Below are 16,227 nucleotides of genomic sequence, written 5' to 3'. Positions count from 1 at the left end.
ACCGGCGGCTTGGCACCGGTTGCGGGGTACAGGTTCGCATGGTCGCCGGCGTACCGCGCGTTACGCCGTTCGGCTCCGCCCCGCGGGCTGGTCCCGCTCGTGCCTGACACCTTGAGGTGGTGAGCAACGACAGCCCGCAGGCCACCGCGGCCATGAGCGTCCTCGGTGGCCCGCCGTCCCGTGGCCGCGGTCGCCACTGGCAGCTCGCGGTCACCGCGGCCGTGGTGACGGCGGCCGGCTGGGCGCTCGCCACACACCGGCACACGGTGGACGCCGGGGTCGACCGGCTCGCCGTCGCCGACCGCGCCTGGCTGCTGGCGGCCGGCGCCGCCGCCCTGGCGACCTGGGTGTGCGCGGCCCTCGCCCAGCAGGGGGCGGTCGCCGAGCGGCTGCCCGCCGGGCGGCTGGTGGCGGCCCAGTTCGGGGCCTGTGCCGCCAACCACCTGCTGCCCGCCGGGGTCGGTGCGAGCGCGGTCAACCTGCGGTTCCTCACCCGCTGCGGGGTGTCCACCGCACGGTCGGCGACCGCGCTCGCCGTCAAGGCCGCCGTCGGCGGGCTGGTCCGCTGCGCACTGGCCGCGGTGCTGCTCCTGGCCTCGCCCCGGGCCCCGCGGCTGACCCCGGACCTCCCACGCGCCTCCCTCGTGATCCCGGTCGCCGGCTGCCTCGCCCTGGCCGCCGCGGCCGGGGCGCTGAGCCGGCCGGTGCGCCACCGTACGGGGCGCGCGGCCCGGCAGGCCCTGGCCGACGTCCGGGCGGTGCACGGCAGCCGGGCCAGGGCGTGCGCCCTGTGGGGAGGCTCCCTCGGCTTCGCCCTGGTGCACGCCGCCGTGCTGGTCGCGGTGGTGCGGTCGCTGGAGGTGACCGTGCCCGCCGGCCAGGTGGTGATGGCGTACCTCCTCGCCAGCGGCGCGGCCGTGCTGCTGCCCACCCCCGGCGGCCTGGGCTCCCTGGACGCGACCCTGCTGCTGACGCTCACCGCGGCCGGGGCACCCGCGGCGGCGGCCCTGTCGGCGGTCTTCGGCTACCGCCTGCTGACGGCCTGGCTGCCCCTGCTGCCGGGCCTGCTGGTGCTGGCACTACTGGCCCGCCGCTCGCTCCTGTGACCGCCGATCAGCCCTGCCCCGGCTCCACCCCCGGCGCCTCCGGCTCTTCCGGCCGCTCGGGCCTCTGCCGTTCTTCTGCCGCGACCGTACGGAGGGTTTCGGCGACCTCGTCCGCACGGGGCGAGCCGAGCGCCGTGTAGAGCGTCAGCGCCTCGCGCAGATGGTGTGCGGCGCGGCCCGGTTCGCCGCGCGTCCGGCTGACGGCGGCCGATCCGAGGTGGGCGCGGGCCTGCTCCTCCTGATCCCCGATCCCTCCCGCCACCTGTAACGCCGCGGTGTGCGCGTCCAGCGCCCCGGTGTGCCGTCCACCGCCGAGCAGGGCCTCGCCCAGGCCGTTGAGGGCACCGGCCTCGCCGTAGGGCTCGCCCGTCGCCCGGAACAGCTCCAGCGCCTCACGCTGCCGCTCGGTCGCCTCGTCGTACCGGCCGAGACCGCTCAGCGCGTCGCCGAGATTGGTCAGCGCGTGCGCCTCCCCGCCGGTGTGCCCGAGGCGCCGGAACAGCGCGAGCGCCCGCTCGAAGTGGCCCGCCGCGGCCGCGTGGTCGTCGAGCCGAGCCAGCAGGATGCCGAGGTTGCCCAGGGCGCTGGCCTCCCCGAACGAGTGGTTCACCGACCGGTACTGCCGAAGGGCCCGTTCGTAGCACTCGACCGACTCCTCGAACTCCTCGAGCAGCTCGTGCACGATGCCGAGGTTGTTCAGCACGTCCGCCTCACCGTGCACGTCCCCCGCCGTGCGGAACAGGACGACGGCCCGCTCGTGCTGCTCGGCGGCCTCCCGGTACCGGCCGCGCAGTTCGTGCAGCACCCCGACGTTGGTGAGATGGCGCGCCTCGCCCGCCGGGTAGCCGGTGCGGCGGCACAGCGCGAGCGCGCTCTCGTGGTGCCGCAGGGCGCTGTCGTAGTCCCCGAGCCGCCGGTGGACGGCCCCGAGGCAGGCGAGGACGTCGGCCTCGCCCCGCGTGTCACCCACCGAACGGGCCGCGCGGAGCGCGTACGTGTGGACGGTCAGGGCGTCCGTGTAGTGCCCGGCCCGCTCGTAGTGGCGGTGCAGTGTGGTGGCGAGACGCACGGTGTGCCCGGACGGTCCGGGCTCCTCGGTCCGGGAACACAGTGCCACCAGCGTGGGCTGGGCGGCGGCCAGCCAGGCGCGCGCCTCCTCGGCGGTCCGCAGCGGCGGCAGACCGCCGGCGGGCCGGTCGACGGCCGGCCGCAGATGCCGTTCGGCGGGATACAGCACGTCCATCGCCGCCGAGGCCGTCGCCAGACAGTGGTCGAGCAGCCGGGTGACGGCGGCGTCCCGGTCGGCCGCAGTGTCGCATCGGCCGGCGAGCTCCGCCGCGTACACCCGCAGCAGGTCGTGCATGCCGTACCGGCCGGTGCCGGTGCGGTCCAGCAGATGCGCGCGGGCCAGCACGTCGAGCGCCCGCCGTACGCCGTCGACCGGCTCCCCGGACAGCGCGGCGGCCGAGTGGACGTCGGCGTCCGGGCCCGGGTGCAGGCCGAGCAGCCGGAAGAGCCGGGCGGGCAGTTCCGCGAGGCGTTCGTACGACCAGGAGAAGACGGCGCGTACGGCGGCCCGCGGGTCGTCCCCGGAGTCCAGGAGGTCCAGACGCCGCCGCCGGTCCCGCAGCTCGGCCACGAGATCGGCGAGGGGCTCCGCCGGGCGGGACAGCACCAGCTCGGCCGCCACCCGCAGCGCCAGCGGCAGCCGCCCGCACTGTTCGGCCAGCGCCACCGCGACCGGTCGCTCGGCGTCGACGCGCGCTCCGATGAGCGCGCGCAGCAGCGCCAGGGCGTCGGTGGGGGAGAGCGCGTCGAGGACCACGCGGTGCGCCCCGTGCACCGAGACCAGCGACGCCAGCGAATCCCTGCTGGTGACCAGGACCCGGCAGCTGGAGCTCCCCGGCAGCAGCGGCCTGACCTGCGCGATCGATGCCGCGTTGTCCAGTACGACGAGGAGCCGCCGTCCGTCGAGGGCCGTACGGTAGCGGGCAGCGCGGTCCTCGAGCCGCAGCGGGATCTCCGGCCGGGGAACCCCGAGCGCCGTGAGGAACCCGGTGAGTGCCTGCGCCGCGGAGACCGGCTCGCGCGGGTCGTAGCCCCTGAGGTCGACGTAGAGCTGCCCGTCGGGGAAGGCGTCCCGTGACTGATGGGCCCAGCGGACCGCCAGCGCCGTCTTGCCGACGCCGGCGGTACCCGAGACGGCGGACACCACCACCGCCGACGCCCCGTCGTCGTTCCCCTCGCCCGGGACCAGATGCCGTGTCAGTTCTGCCAGTTGGTCCGCCCGCCCGGTGAAAGGTCTTATGTCCATGGGTAGTTGGGCCGGAGGAGGGAAATCGGGCGAGGCGGACGCGCCGGTCGCGGCGCGCGGGGCGGGCTTTGGTGACGGTGGTGTCCCGGTCGGCGGCGAGGACGTCAACTCCTCGTACACGGCCTGTAGTTCAAGCCCCGGGGTGACGCCCAGCTCGTCGGCCAGGTGTTGCCGGATCTCGGCGTGGACCCGCAGCGCCTCCGCGGCCCTGTCGGTGGCGGCGAGCGCCCGGATCAGTACCGTGGCCAGCGGCTCGGACAGGGGATGCTCGGCCGTCAGCGGCCGCAACAGCCCCGGCACCTCCTCCGGCCTTCCCAGTCGCAGACAGCACCGGGCCCACACCAGCGCCGTCTCGAGGCACTCCTGGCTCCACTGGGTCCGCGTCCGCTCGGCCCACGCCCCCGGCAGCCCGGGCAGGGGAGTGCCGCGCCACAGCCGCAGCGCCTCCCCGAGGACGACGGCCCGCTGCGCGTCCGACACCAGCGGCCCGCGTCCCCGCTCCACGAGGGTACGGAAGGACGGCAGGTCGATGGCGCCGTCGTCCGCCTCCAGGACGTATCCCCCCGACCTCTTGTCGAGGCGGATCGACGGCTGGGGCGTGTCCGCCCCGTCGTCCAGGGTCGCCGCCTCGGCGAGCAGGCGCCGCAGCCTGCTGATATGGGCGTAGACGACGGAGCGCGCCCCGTCGGGCGGGGCCGCGTCCCAGAGACGGTCGACCAGCGTGCCGACAGTCACGGGGCGCCCCGCGTCCGCCGCCAGCGCGGCGAGGACCACCCGTCTGCGGGGCTGTCCCAGATCCAACCCGCCCCGCGACACGCGCAGTTCCAGCGGACCGAGCAAATGGAGCTTCACCGGTATCCGTTCCACGACCGACGACGCACCGGCCGTCACACACTCTTTGCAGGACGGATACTAGATCCCCATTTCCGGAGCCGTCAGCCACTCCTGAGGGCACGTCAACTTCTTTACCCATCGGTGCTGTTGCGAAGGAGGACGCGAAGCCGCGGCACCGTCGACCGCTCCGGACGCCCGGGCTCCGGTCGCGGGGCGCCGGGGAGGCCGAGCCCGCCGCGGCGTTCGTCCCCGGGGGTGACGGTGGTCCGCTCGCCCGGATCGAGGAGCCGGACCGACCGGCCGCGCCGCACACGCCCGGCGTGACCACTCCACGTACACTGCGGTCGCATTCTGTAATATTTTGCCGGTCTGCGCCTGTTATGCGCCTATTTTTGCGTTTTCGTTACTGTTTGTATCCGTCCGTCGTCTGTGGAGGCGATTCATGGCAACTCTGCCGCGTCGTGGTGTGTTGAAGAGCCTTCCGGCCGTGGCCGGAGCCGCCATGGCCGGACGGGCCACCAGCGCGCAGGCCGCGGCACGCGTGACGGCCGAGCCCCCCTTCCCCCAGCCCGAGTCCCGCTCCACGCCGCCGGGCACGGGCCGGCTGCAGACGAGCCTGACCGTACGGTTCACCGAACGGGAACTGCCGGGCATCGGCAGGGTGCGCACCCGGACCTACGAGGGATCCCTGCCCGGACCGACCCTGCGGGTGCGTCCCGGAGACGCCTTGGCGGTCACCCACGTCAACGCGCTGCCGCCGAACACCGCGGCACCGCACCACGACCTCAACGTCCCGCACGGCTTCAACACCGTCAACCTGCACCTCCACGGCATGCACGTCGACCCCGGCGCCGAGGCCGACAACGTCTTCCGCTCCTTCGAGCCCGCCGACACCGCCGGCCGGACCGCGAGCTACCTCAGCACCGTCCACATCCCCGACGACCACCCCGCGGGCACGTTCTGGTACCACCCCCACCACCATGGAGCCACCGCGACCCAGCTGCTCAGCGGTCTCGCCGGGGTGCTCGTCGTCGAGGGCGACGTCGACGAGGTTCCCGAGATCGCCGCCGCCGAGGACTTCGTCGTCTGCATCAACGAACTCAAGCTGTCCGGCGGCCAGGTGCCCGACCTGACCTCGGGCGGCCTCTACGGGCGCCTCCCCTCCACCTTCCTGGTGAACGGCGCCTCCAATCCGGTCCTCACCATCGCCCCGGGCGAGGTCCAGCGCTGGCGGCTGGTCAACGCCGGGGCGCTCACCACGCTCTACCTGACCCTCGCCGGCCACGAGCTGCACCAGATCGCCTGCGACGGCATCACCCTCATGAAGACCGTCGCCACCCCCGCGCTCCAGCTGACGGTGGGCGGACGCGCCGACGTGCTGGTCCGCGGCGGCGAACCCGGCGTGTACCGGCTGACCGCGGGCGGAGTGGGCGACCCCCTGATGACGCTGGTGGTCGCCGGCACCCGCCGCCCCATGCCCCTGCCCACCGCCCTGCCCGGCCGACCCACCAGCCTGCCCGGACCCACCCGTACCCGGGCGCTGACCTTCCGCAGCTACCAGGACGTCTTCCCGGGGGCCTTCCCCAACGCCTACCGCATCCTCGGCGACGGCGAGACCCCGCACGCGGACCCGGAGGCCGGCCCGAACGACACCGCCTGGGGCCGGTTCCGTCCCGACTTCGTCAACCACCGCATCCGGCTCGGCCAGGTCGAGGAATGGACCGTGACCAACGACTCCCGGGTCCACGCCCACCACCCCCTCCACCTGCACACCAACCACTTCCTCGTCACCGCGGTCAACGGCCGCCCGCTGGCCACGCCCGTCTGGCACGACACCGTCGGCCTCCCGCCCCACGGCTCCCTCACCCTGCGACTGCGCGCCACGGACTTCGTCGGGCGCTCGATGGTGCACTGCCACCAGTCCCAGCACGAGGACGAGGGCATGATGCAGCTCATCGAGTACGTCCGCTGAGACACACCGGTGGCTCCCGGCCACCGGGCCGGGAGCCACCGACACGACACACTGCGGACGCCGCGGGTCTACTCGACCTTGACCCAGCCCAGCGTGCGCTCCACGGCCTCCTTCCAGCCCGCGTAGCCCTTGGCGCGCTGGTCCTCGGACCACTGGGGCTCCCAGCGCTTCGACTCCTGCCAGTGGGTGCGCAGTTCGTCGGTGTCCCGCCAGAAGCCGGTGGCGAGCCCCGCCGCGTAGGCCGCGCCGAGCGCCGTGGTCTCGGCGACGACGGGACGGCTGACCGGCACGCCGAGGACATCGGCCTGGATCTGCATGCACAGGTCGTTGGCGGTGACCCCGCCGTCCACCTTCAGCACGTCCAGGTGGACACCGGAGTCCTGCTCCATGGCCTCGACGACGTCACGGCTCTGGTAGCAGATGGCCTCCAGGGTCGCCCGCGCCAGATGGCCGTTGTCGTTGTAGCGGGCGAGGCCCACGATCGCGCCGCGGGCGTCGGAGCGCCAGTACGGGGCGAACAGTCCGGAGAACGCCGGGACGAAGTAGATCCCGCCGTTGTCCTCGACCGTACGGGCCAGTGTCTCGCTGTCGGCCGCGGTGCTGATGATCTTCAGCTGGTCGCGCAGCCACTGCACCGCCGACCCGGTGACCGCGATCGAGCCCTCCAGGGCGTAGACCGCCGGTTTGTCGCCGAACTGGTAGGCCACCGTGGTCAGCAGACCGTTCTGCGAACGCACCAGCTCCGTACCGGTGTTGAGCACCAGGAAGTTGCCGGTGCCGTAGGTGTTCTTCGCCTCGCCCGGCGCGTAGCAGACCTGTCCGACGGTGGCCGCCTGCTGGTCGCCGAGGACTCCGGCGATCGGGATGGCGGCGCGCAGCGGCCGCGAGGTCCGGGTCGTGCCGTACGCCTCGGCGTGGGACGACGGGTTGATCTTGGGCAGCATCGCCCGGGGGATGCCGAAGAATCCCAGCAGCTCGTCGTCCCAGTCGAGGGTCTCCAGGTCCATCAGCATCGTGCGGCTGGCATTGGTCACGTCGGTGGCGTGGATGCCGCCGTCGGGACCGCCGGTGAGGTTCCACAGGACCCAGCAGTCCGTGTTGCCGAAGACCGCGTGTCCCGCCTCCGCCGCCTCACGGACGCCGTCGACGTTCTCCAGGATCCACTGGATCTTTCCGCCGGAGAAGTAGGTCGCCGGCGGCAGCCCCGCCTTGCGGCGGATGACGTCGCCCTTGCCCTCGCGCTCCAGCGCCGCGGCGATGGAGTCGGTACGGGTGTCCTGCCAGACGATGGCGTTGTAGTACGGCCGGCCGTTGCGCGGGTCCCACACGACGGTGGTCTCCCGCTGGTTGGTGATGCCGATCGCCGCCAGGTCCTCGGGGGAGATGTTCCCGTGCCTCAGGGCGTTCTGGATCACGGAGTTGGTGCGCTCCCAGATCTCCACCGGATCGTGCTCGACCCACCCCGAGCTGGGAAGGATCTGGGCGTGCTCCAGCTGGTGCTTCGCCACCTCGTTGCCGGAGTGGTCGAAGATCATGAAACGGGTACTGGTGGTGCCTTGGTCCACCGCGCCCACGAAGTCCGCCATGTGATGCCGCCTCTTTCTCCGGGGATGTCGGTTCCGGGTGTCGGTCCTGGGGTTTCTTCGGGGGTGTCACTCCTCGGGGGCCGGGACGCGGCCCGGAGGCTCCGGCTCAGCCGTCGGCAGGAACCTGCCGACGAAGAACTTGTACAGGAACGCGCCGAGCAGACCGCCGACCAGCGGCCCGATGATCGGCACCCAGAAGTACAAGTTGTCGTACTGATCTCTCCAGGCTGTGCCGTACCCCGTGATGTAGCTCGCGAGCCTGGGTCCGAAGTCACGTGCCGGGTTGATCGCGTATCCCGCGTCGGTGCCCCAGGCCATGCCGATGCCCACGACCACGAGACCGATGATCCACGGGGCCAGATTGGCTCCCGGCGGTGTGTTGAGCAGGTCCGTGATGGCCAGGATCAGCAGCAGCAGGATGGCCGTGCCGATGACCTGGTCACGGAAGGCCCCCCACTCGTGGACCGGCAGCTTCGGATTGCCGTTCGCGGGGAGCGTCGAGAACACACCCTGCGATTTGATGGTGTGGCCGGGGTCGTACGTGCCGAGCGCCTCGGTGTAGTTCCACCGCACGATGAGGGCCGCGACGAACGCGCCGGCCGTCTGCGCCAGCGCGTAGGGCGCCACCTTGCTCCAGGGGAACCCTTTGAACGCGGCCAGGGCCACGGTCACGGCGGGGTTGAGATGCGCCCCGCTCAGCCGGGCCGCGACGTACACGCCCATGGTGACGCCGATGCCCCACGCCCAGGCGATGCTGTCATGGTTGCCGAGGCCGCCGGGTGGCGTGGTCAGTCCACCGCCCGCCACCACTTGAGCCACTACTCCGCAGCCGAACAGGATCAGAATCATGGTCCCGAGAAATTCGGCCGACAGCTCGCCGATCAGTCCAAGTCTTTTCAGCCGCTCTGCCATGGAAGCTCGATTCCGGCCGGCTCAGGACCGGCCGCAGATTGACCCGAGTCCTCATGGCATCAGAATAGGACGATCACCTACATATCGCACATACGAAACATTTATCCCCGGTGGTCCGGGGTGCTCCCGCGGGGCCTCGCGTGGCTGTTTTTCGACGCTCCGGATCTCTCGATTCCGGATTCGCGGGACTCCCGGGGATCCTGTGCGGTAGATGCGTTTGAACCCTGTAATTTGCATGGAGAGGTGCCCGCGTGAGCGATCCGACCGGCCTCGTCTGCCCGGAGTGCGGGACGCCCCGGGCCGCGGACGGCACCCCGGCCTGCTCCTGCGGTCGCCGCGCCTCCGACGCCCACCTCGAGGCCCGGGCTGCGGAGACGGCCGCCGCGGAGGACTTCGATCCCCTGCGCATCCGGCCGTTCGTCGAGGTCGGTGACGCCCCGCGGGCCTCCGGGGAACCCGAGGAGATCCCGCCCCCGGCGGCGGAAGAGCCACCGGCTCCGCCGGAGCCGCTGGAGCCGCTGGAGCCGTCTGAGCCGTCTGAGCCGTCTGAGCCCCCCGAGCCGCCGGAGCCGGTGGCCGAGGCCGTCGGGAACGGCCGGCGCCGGCCACGCCGGGTCGTGCTGACCGTCGGCGTGGCGGCCACGGCGGCCGTCGTCGCCACGGGAGGTCTGATCGCCGTACTGTTCACGTACCGCAGCCCCGCCCGGGACGGCGACGGCCCCGAGGACGTGCGGGCGAGCGTCCCGGCCGGAGCCACCGGGACCGGCGCCCCCTCCGCCACCCCCTCCCCGACGGTGTCCTCGGCGCGGACGTCCTCGACCCCCTCCTCATCGCCGAGCGCGACCCCTTCCGAGAGCCGGACCGCCCCGACGGGCACCCCCACCCCGACGCCGTCGTCCACCGGCGCCACGGCCACGGCCGTCCCCGCGCCGACCCTGTCCGAAGGGCCGGCTCCCGTGCTCCGCTTCGGGGACACCGGCCCCGAGGTGGTCGAACTCCAACTGCGCCTGAAACAGGCAGGTTTCTACGAGGGTGACGCGGACGGCGACTTCGACCGCGAGGTCGAGAGCGCCGTCCGCAGCTACCAGCTCGCCCGGTTCGTCCTCGCCGACGAGCCTGGCGTCTACGGGGCGGCGACCCGGAAATCCCTCGAATCCGAGACCTCGGAGCCATGACGCCGCGCGCCACTCGCCCGAGGACCAGGGGGTCGCGGGGGTCGCACACAACCGATCGGAAACGCTCGCACTCCGACAAGGGTGACGAAGGCGGGCCGTGCCTCAGCCGGCGGCCGGTGTCAGTTCGGCGAGCAGCAGCGTGCGGTCGTCTGCGCCCGCCGCGCCGGACGGGCTCCGCAGCAGCCGTTCGCACAGCGAGGGCAGCGCACCCGGGTCGTCCGCGTCGGCGGCCTCGGCGGCCTCGTCCAGGGCACGCGCCAGCCGGTTGATCTCCTGGTCTATGTCGGCGTCGCGTGACTCGACCAGTCCGTCGCTGTAGAGCGCGAGGAGCGCCGGTTCGGACACGGTCAGCACGGTCGGTTCGTAGCTGCCCGTGCCCAGGCCCAGCGGCAGGCCCGCGCCGGCCAGGGCGACCGGGGAGGTACGGCCGTCCGGGCCGCGCAGCAGCGGGGGCGGGTGGCCCGCCGCCACCAGCGTGCAGGTGTGCTCCCGGGCGTCCCACTCGGCGTACACACAGGTCGCGAACGACGCGCCCGGTGTGTCGCTGGCGAGCGCGTCTAGCCGGCGTATGAGCTCGTCCGCGGGGATGTCCAGGCCCGCCAGGGTGCGCAGGGCGGTGCGCAGCTGGATCATCGCGACCGCGGACTCCGGGCCGTGGCCCATCGCGTCCCCGACGATCAGGCCGACCCGGTCGCCCGGCCGCCGCAGTACGTCGTACCAGTCGCCGCCCACCACACTGCCCCGGCCGGCCGGCAGACAGCCGTGCGCTGTCCGGCAGCCCTCGAACTTCTGCGCGGGGCCCGGCGGCAGACTGTCCCGGATGGCCAGCGCCGTGCGGCGCTCACGCTCGTAGCTGCGCGCGTTGTCCAGCGCCACGCAGGCCTTCGCGGCCAGTGCCTCCACGGCCGCCACGTCCGCGGGCCGGAACGCCGGCCGGCCCGCTCCGCGCGTGCAGGTGATGAAGCCGATCGAGGTGCCCCGCAGCCGCAGCGGGACGATCAGGAAGGAGGCCACGCGCAGCAGATCGCCCCGGCGGGCCTCGGCGGCCCCGGACGCGACGAGCCGCTCGAACGTGTGGCGGTCCACCGTGTCGAGCACCTGCGCCTGTCCGGCGGCCAGAGCACGGATGTACGGCGTCTCGCGCGGGAAGGACACCATCTCGCCGACCGGCAGCGTCTCCTCCCAGTCCTCGTCCGCCTCCGGCCCCACCACCCGCAGCGCCAGCCGGCGCGCCTCGACGAGGGGAGGGTCGGCGGCGGTGTGTGCGTCCTCCTCGCGCCGCCAGCGTTCCAGCAGGTACACCGACGCCGCGTCGCAGAATCCGGGTGTCACCGCGTGCACGACATGGCTGCCGGTCATCCGCAGATCGAGTTCGGAGCCGATGACGTCGGCCGCGGGGGAGAACGCCGACCGGCGGGGGGAGGGCAGGGGGCCGGGTGCGTCGGTGTCGCGGCTGCGCGGGTCGTTCCGCAGGGTCGTGCCTTTCGCGTGGGGGCGGCCGCGTGGCGGGAGCAACGGATCGCCAATCGCCACGCAATAGTCGGCAACTATATGATGGCGCGTCAAGTTTCGAGGTCAGGGCCGTAGTTGCTTTCCGCCGTCCGCCGTCCGGCCCCCGTCAGGCCTGCTCGGTGCGGCCTGCCCGGTGCGGCCGTGTGGTGCGCAGGTGCTCCCTCAGCCACCGCTCGGTGTTGCTCACGTGCAGCAGCGCGGCGGCCTGGGTGAGGACGAAGTCGCGGGTGCACAGCGCCGCGAAGATCGCCTGGTGTTCGGCGAGGGTCCGGCCCGCGGCCTGGTCGTCGACCAGGCCGCGCCAGATCCGCGCACGCAGCGTCCGGCCCGAGATGCCCTCCAGGAGGGTGAGCAGCGTCTCGTTGCCGGTGGCGGCGACCACCGTGCGGTGGAAGGCCGCGTCGTGCGACATCAGCAGCTCCACGTCGTCGCGTGCCTCACGCATCGCGTCCAGATGACTCTTCACCTCGGCGAGTTGCTCGTCGGAGATCCTTAGCGCGGCCAGCGCGGTGGCGACCGGTTCGAGGAGCCGCCGTACCTCCATCAGGTCCTGCAGGGCGGCAGAGTCGCCCAGCAGCAGCTCCACCGCCCCGCCCAGCCCCTCCAGGAGCAGGCTGGGCTGGAGACTGGTGACATACGTGCCGTCGCCCCGCCGGACCTCCAGGACGCGGGCGACGGCCAGGGCCTTGACCGCCTCGCGGGCCAGGTTGCGGGACAGGCCCAGCTGGGCCGCCAGGTCCTGTTCCGGCGGCAGCTTGGAGCCCGGTGGCAGCGCCCCCGTGCGGATCAGCTCACGGATCTGCTCGATGGCCTTGTCGGTCAGGGACACCGCGGCCTCCTCCCGTGGCCGTCCCCCGGCGCTCCGGCCTCGGCGAAGGTCACCGAGCGCTCCAGACCGGCCCGTCGGGGTAGGCGTACTCCTTCAGTGACCCGGGGCGCATCTGCGCGCCCAGCCCGGGACGCGTCGGGGCGAGATAGTGGCCGCCGGCGACCCGGACCGGGTCGACGAAGTGCTCGTGCAGATGGTCGACATATTCGATCACCCGGTCCTCGAGCGTGCCGGACACGGCGACAAAATCGAACATCGACAGGTGCTGGACCATCTCGCACAGCCCGACCCCGCCGGCATGCGGGCACACCGGCACCCCGAACTTCGCGGCGAGCAGCAGGATCGCGAGGTTCTCGTTGACCCCGCCGACCCGGGCGGAGTCGATCTGCACGACGTCCACCGCGCCGGCCTGCAACAGCTGCTTGAACACGACCCGGTTGGCGATGTGCTCCCCGGTGGCCACCCTGATCGGGCGCAGCGCCTCGCGGATCGCCGCGTGGCCGAGGATGTCGTCCGGGGAGGTGGGCTCCTCGATCCAGTACGGGTCGTAGGGAGCGAGGGCCCGCATCCAGTCGATCGCGGGCCGGACGTCCCAGCGCTGGTTGGCGTCCACGGCGATCCGGATGCCGTCGCCGACCGCCTCGCGGGCGGTGCGCATCCGCCGTATGTCGTCCTCCAGCGACGCGCCGACCTTCAGCTTGATCTGGGTGAAGCCTTCGCCGACGGCCTCGCGGGCCAGCCGGGCCAGCTTCTCGTCGGAGTAGCCCAGCCAGCCGGGGGTGGTGGTGTAGGCGGGGTAGCCGTGCTCCAGCAGACGTGCGACGCGCTCCTCGCGGCCCGGCTCGGCGCGGCGCAGGATCTCCAGCGCGTCTTCGGGGGTCAGGGCGTCCGACAGCCAGCGGAAGTCGACCTGCGCGACCAGTTCCTCCGGCGGCATCTCGGCCAGCAGCCGCCACACCGGCTTCCCGGCGAGCTTGGCCGTCAGGTCCCAGGCGGCGTTGACGACCGCGCCGGTCGCCATGTGGATGACGCCCTTCTCCGGCCCCAGCCAGCGCAGTTGGGGGTCGTGGACCAGGGAGCGGGCGAAGCCGCCGAGGTCCCCGCACACCTCCGCCACCGGCCGGCCCACCACATACGGCGCGAGAGCCGCGATGGCGGCGGCCTGGACATCGTTGCCGCGGCCGGTGGTGAAGGCCAGGGCGTGCCCCTCCGCTCCGCCCCCGGCCGCGTCCGTGCGCAGGACGACGTAGGCCGCCGAGTAGTCGGGCTCGGGGTTCATCGCGTCCGACCCGTCCAGGTGCTCGGAGGTCGGGAACCGTACGTCGAGGACGTCCAGCGCGGTGATGCGGGCGGAACCGGACACAGCAGGGGACATGAGGTGACTCCCGGGGTCGGTTGAGAGACGGCCGGCGGTGACGGCCGCGCGGGTCACTCCTGGACCTTGCCTCCTGTGATGCGGGAGATGGCGAGGGCGACGAGGATGATCAGGCCGTTGAGGGCGCCGATCCACTGCGCGGGGACGCCGCCCAGGGTGAGCACGTTCTGGATCATGAAGAGCAGGAGGATGCCGCAGAAGGCCCCGAACATGGTGCCCTTGCCGCCGTTGAGGCTGATCCCGCCGATCACCGCGGCGGCGAAGACGGTGAAGATGTAGCCGTTGCCCTGGGCGGAGGCGACGGAGGCCAGGCGGCCGGAGAGCAGCAGTCCGGCGAGGGCGGCGAGCACGCTGCCGGTGACCAGGACGGTCCACAGGACCCGGTCGGTGCGGATGCCCGCCGCCTTGGCCGCGTCGACGTTGCCGCCGATGGCGTACAGCGACCGCCCGAAGCCGGTCCAGCCGAGGACCACGATGGCGACGGCGAAGAGCAGCAGGCAGATCCAGATGGAGGCGGGCATGCCGAGCCATTCCGCCGTGCCCAGGTAGAGCATCGACTGCGGCAGCTGGAAGAAGGTCTGGCCGCCGGAGATGCCGGTGAGGATGCCGCGCAGGGTGATCAGCATGCCGAGGGTGACGATGAAGCCGTTGAGGCCGAAGCGGATGATCAGCAGGGCGTTGACCACGCCGATGAGCGCGCCGACGGCGAGGGTGACCGGGATGGCCCAGGCGCCGGGGAGGAGGCCGAGGCCGTGTCCGGCGCCGGTGGGCACCACCAGCCAGGCCGCGACACCGGGCGCGAGGCCCATGGTCGACTCCAGCGAGAGGTCCATCTTCTTGACGATCAGGATCATCGCCTGGGCGAGGACCAGCAGGGCCATCTCGGACATGGTCTGCAGCACGTTGATGAGGTTGTCGGACCGCAGGAAGACCGGGTTGACGATCTGTCCGACGATCGCGATGACCACGATCGCGGGGACGAGCGCGAGGTCGCGCAGCCGGGCCAGCGGGATCCGGCCGCCGAACAGGCCGCGCCGCAGGGCCGCCGGACCGGTCGCCTTGGGGGAGGGCGCATCGGTGAGGACGGTGTCACGCATGAAGGTCCACTCCTTCCATCGCGGCCACGAGGTCGTGGTCGTGCCAGCCGCGGGGCAGTTCCGTCGTCACCCGGCCCTGGAACATCACCAGGACCCGGTCGCACCCGCGCAGATCGTCGAGTTCGTCGGAGGCGATGAGCACTCCGGTGCCGGCCCGGGCGGTCTCCTCGACCTTGCCGAGGAGGAACTCCTTGGACCGCACGTCCACGCCCGCGGTCGGGTTGATCAGGACCAGCAGCCGGGGGTCGTCGGCGAGGGCGCGGGCCATGACGACCTTCTGCTGGTTGCCGCCGGACAGCGCGGACACGGGCAGTTCGGGGCCAGGCGTCTTGATCGCCAGGTTCTCGATCAGCCCCCGGGCCAGTCCGTCCCGCCGGCGGTGGTCGATGAGCCCGCCCCGGCCGAGCCGGCCGGGCACGGACAGCGTGGCGTTGTCCGCGATCGACATCCCCGGCACGAGCCCCTGGTGGTGCCGGTCCTGCGGGACGAATCCCGCCCCCGCGGCGAGCGCGGCGGGCACACTCCCCGGCCGCGGCCGGCTGCCCGCGATCTCCACCTCGCCGGTGTCGGCCGCGGCCAGCCCCACGACGGTCTCGGCGACCTCGGTACGCCCGCTGCCGGCGGCCCCCGCCAGCCCGACGATCTCCCCGGCCCCGACCCGGAAGGTGACGTCCGCGTAGGTGCCGCCGCCCAGGTCCCGCACGTTCAGCGCGGCCGGGGCACGGCCGTCCAGGGTGCTCGCGCGCGGGACGCGCAGCTCGGCGGCCGCCTCGCCGGTCATGGCGGCGACGAGTTCGCCGCGGGGGAGTTCCGCCACCGGTGCGGTGAGGATGTGCCGGGCGTCCCGGAACACCGTGACCATGTCGCAGATCTCGTAGATCTCCTGGAGGTGGTGGCTGATGAACAGGAAGGTCACGCCCTGGCGTTGCAGGTCGCGGATCCGCTCGAAGAGCCGGTTGATCGCCGCCGCGTCGAGCTGCGCGGTGGGCTCGTCCAGGACGATGAACCGGGCGCCGAAGGACAGAGCACGGGCGATTTCCACGAACTGCCGCTGTTCCACGTCGAGTTCACCGGCCGGCGTCTGCGGATCCACCTCCACCGACCAGGTCGACAGCAGTTCCCGTGCGCGGCGGCGGGTGCCCTGCCAGCTGATGAGGCCGCCGCGGCCGTGGTCGTGCCGGTTCAGGAAGAGGTTCTCGGCGACGGTCAGGGTGGGGATGATCGTCGACTTCTGGTAGACGCAGGCCACGCGGGCGCGCCAGGCGCCCGGGTCCGTCAGCCGCGGTGCCGGGCGGCCGCCGAAGGTCACCGTCCCCTCGTCCGGGGCCTGCAGGCCGGTGAGGACGGACACGAGGGTCGACTTGCCCGCCCCGTTGCGGCCGACGAGTGCGTGGGTCTCGCCGGGCCTGATGGTGATCCGGGCGCCGTCCAGGGCCACCGTCGGACCGAATCGCTTGACTATGCCCGCCGCCTCGACGACGGGCGGCTCCGCGTCACTCATCTCAACCGCCTTGT

The 16,227-nt window shown here is 72.8% G+C and carries 11 protein-coding genes; 3 read left to right on the top strand and 8 right to left on the bottom strand.

Going from position 1 to position 16,227, the window contains the following annotated elements:
- The first annotated feature begins 152 nt into the window (after positions 1 to 152).
- Positions 153 to 1,106, top strand: coding sequence for a lysylphosphatidylglycerol synthase domain-containing protein (locus tag ABT057_RS04880; protein ID WP_502973790.1), 954 nt, complete (start codon positions 153 to 155; stop codon positions 1,104 to 1,106).
- Positions 1,107 to 1,113: 7 nt separating this feature from the next.
- Here the strand turns inward: ABT057_RS04880 and ABT057_RS04875 are convergent, their stop codons facing one another.
- Positions 1,114 to 4,272, bottom strand: a complete 3,159-nt coding sequence (locus ABT057_RS04875) for an AfsR/SARP family transcriptional regulator (RefSeq protein WP_352341023.1) — start codon at positions 4,270 to 4,272, stop codon at positions 1,114 to 1,116.
- Positions 4,273 to 4,696: 424 nt separating this feature from the next.
- On the opposite strand from ABT057_RS04875, the gene ABT057_RS04870 reads away from it, so the two are divergent.
- A complete protein-coding gene (locus ABT057_RS04870) occupies positions 4,697 to 6,226 on the top strand; it encodes a multicopper oxidase family protein (RefSeq protein ID WP_352341022.1) in 1,530 nt (509 codons plus the stop codon).
- A 68-nt stretch (positions 6,227 to 6,294) separates the two neighbouring features.
- Here the strand turns inward: ABT057_RS04870 and glpK are convergent, their stop codons facing one another.
- The gene (gene glpK, locus ABT057_RS04865; RefSeq protein WP_352341021.1) at positions 6,295 to 7,812 is read right to left on the bottom strand and encodes a glycerol kinase GlpK; all 1,518 of its coding nucleotides are present in this window, start codon (positions 7,810 to 7,812) and stop codon (positions 6,295 to 6,297) included.
- 66 nt (positions 7,813 to 7,878) lie between these two features.
- Positions 7,879 to 8,724 carry an MIP/aquaporin family protein gene (locus ABT057_RS04860; RefSeq protein ID WP_352341020.1) on the bottom strand — a complete coding sequence of 282 codons (846 nt, stop codon included), beginning with the start codon at positions 8,722 to 8,724 and terminating at the stop codon, positions 7,879 to 7,881.
- A gap of 251 nt (positions 8,725 to 8,975) precedes the next feature.
- Between ABT057_RS04860 and ABT057_RS04855 the strand changes: the two genes are divergently transcribed.
- Positions 8,976 to 9,899 carry a peptidoglycan-binding domain-containing protein gene (locus ABT057_RS04855; RefSeq protein ID WP_352341019.1) on the top strand — a complete coding sequence of 308 codons (924 nt, stop codon included), beginning with the start codon at positions 8,976 to 8,978 and terminating at the stop codon, positions 9,897 to 9,899.
- A 102-nt stretch (positions 9,900 to 10,001) separates the two neighbouring features.
- On the opposite strand, the gene ABT057_RS04850 is transcribed toward ABT057_RS04855, so the two are convergent.
- The 5 genes from ABT057_RS04850 to ABT057_RS04830 all read right to left on the bottom strand — a co-directional run bounded on the left by ABT057_RS04850 (position 10,002) and on the right by ABT057_RS04830 (position 16,213).
- Positions 10,002 to 11,432 carry a PP2C family protein-serine/threonine phosphatase gene (locus tag ABT057_RS04850; RefSeq protein WP_352341018.1) on the bottom strand — a complete coding sequence of 477 codons (1,431 nt, stop codon included), beginning with the start codon at positions 11,430 to 11,432 and terminating at the stop codon, positions 10,002 to 10,004.
- A gap of 85 nt (positions 11,433 to 11,517) precedes the next feature.
- Positions 11,518 to 12,240, bottom strand: a complete 723-nt coding sequence (locus ABT057_RS04845; RefSeq protein WP_352341017.1) for a FadR/GntR family transcriptional regulator — start codon at positions 12,238 to 12,240, stop codon at positions 11,518 to 11,520.
- 49 nt (positions 12,241 to 12,289) lie between these two features.
- Positions 12,290 to 13,615 carry an enolase C-terminal domain-like protein gene (locus ABT057_RS04840; protein ID WP_352341016.1) on the bottom strand — a complete coding sequence of 442 codons (1,326 nt, stop codon included), beginning with the start codon at positions 13,613 to 13,615 and terminating at the stop codon, positions 12,290 to 12,292.
- Positions 13,616 to 13,668: 53 nt separating this feature from the next.
- Positions 13,669 to 14,712, bottom strand: a complete 1,044-nt coding sequence (locus tag ABT057_RS04835) for an ABC transporter permease (protein WP_352341015.1) — start codon at positions 14,710 to 14,712, stop codon at positions 13,669 to 13,671.
- Positions 14,705 to 16,213, bottom strand: coding sequence for a sugar ABC transporter ATP-binding protein (locus tag ABT057_RS04830; RefSeq protein WP_352341014.1), 1,509 nt, complete (start codon positions 16,211 to 16,213; stop codon positions 14,705 to 14,707). Before ABT057_RS04830 ends, ABT057_RS04835 begins: the two co-directional genes overlap by 8 nt.
- Positions 16,214 to 16,227 lie beyond the last annotated feature (14 nt).

It is taken from the genome of Streptomyces sp. NPDC002588 (assembly GCF_040295925.1).
Classification (GTDB): Bacteria; Actinomycetota; Actinomycetes; order Streptomycetales; family Streptomycetaceae; genus Streptomyces.
Note: the sequence above shows the minus strand (reverse complement) of the source record. Positions and strands in the feature narration are given on the sequence as shown.

What these genes read in the sequence shown, in the direction of transcription:
- ABT057_RS04880 (WP_502973790.1), top strand. Translation starts at nt 153, where the DNA reads ATGAGCGTCCTCGGTGGCCCGCCGTCCCGTGGCCGCGGTCGCCACTGG.
- ABT057_RS04870 (WP_352341022.1), top strand. Translation starts at nt 4,697, where the DNA reads ATGGCAACTCTGCCGCGTCGTGGTGTGTTGAAGAGCCTTCCGGCCGTG.
- glpK (WP_352341021.1), bottom strand. Translation starts at nt 7,812, where the DNA reads ATGGCGGACTTCGTGGGCGCGGTGGACCAAGGCACCACCAGTACCCGT.
- ABT057_RS04860 (WP_352341020.1), bottom strand. Translation starts at nt 8,724, where the DNA reads ATGGCAGAGCGGCTGAAAAGACTTGGACTGATCGGCGAGCTGTCGGCC.
- ABT057_RS04840 (WP_352341016.1), bottom strand. Translation starts at nt 13,615, where the DNA reads ATGTCCCCTGCTGTGTCCGGTTCCGCCCGCATCACCGCGCTGGACGTC.
- ABT057_RS04835 (WP_352341015.1), bottom strand. Translation starts at nt 14,712, where the DNA reads ATGCGTGACACCGTCCTCACCGATGCGCCCTCCCCCAAGGCGACCGGT.
- ABT057_RS04830 (WP_352341014.1), bottom strand. Translation starts at nt 16,213, where the DNA reads ATGAGTGACGCGGAGCCGCCCGTCGTCGAGGCGGCGGGCATAGTCAAG.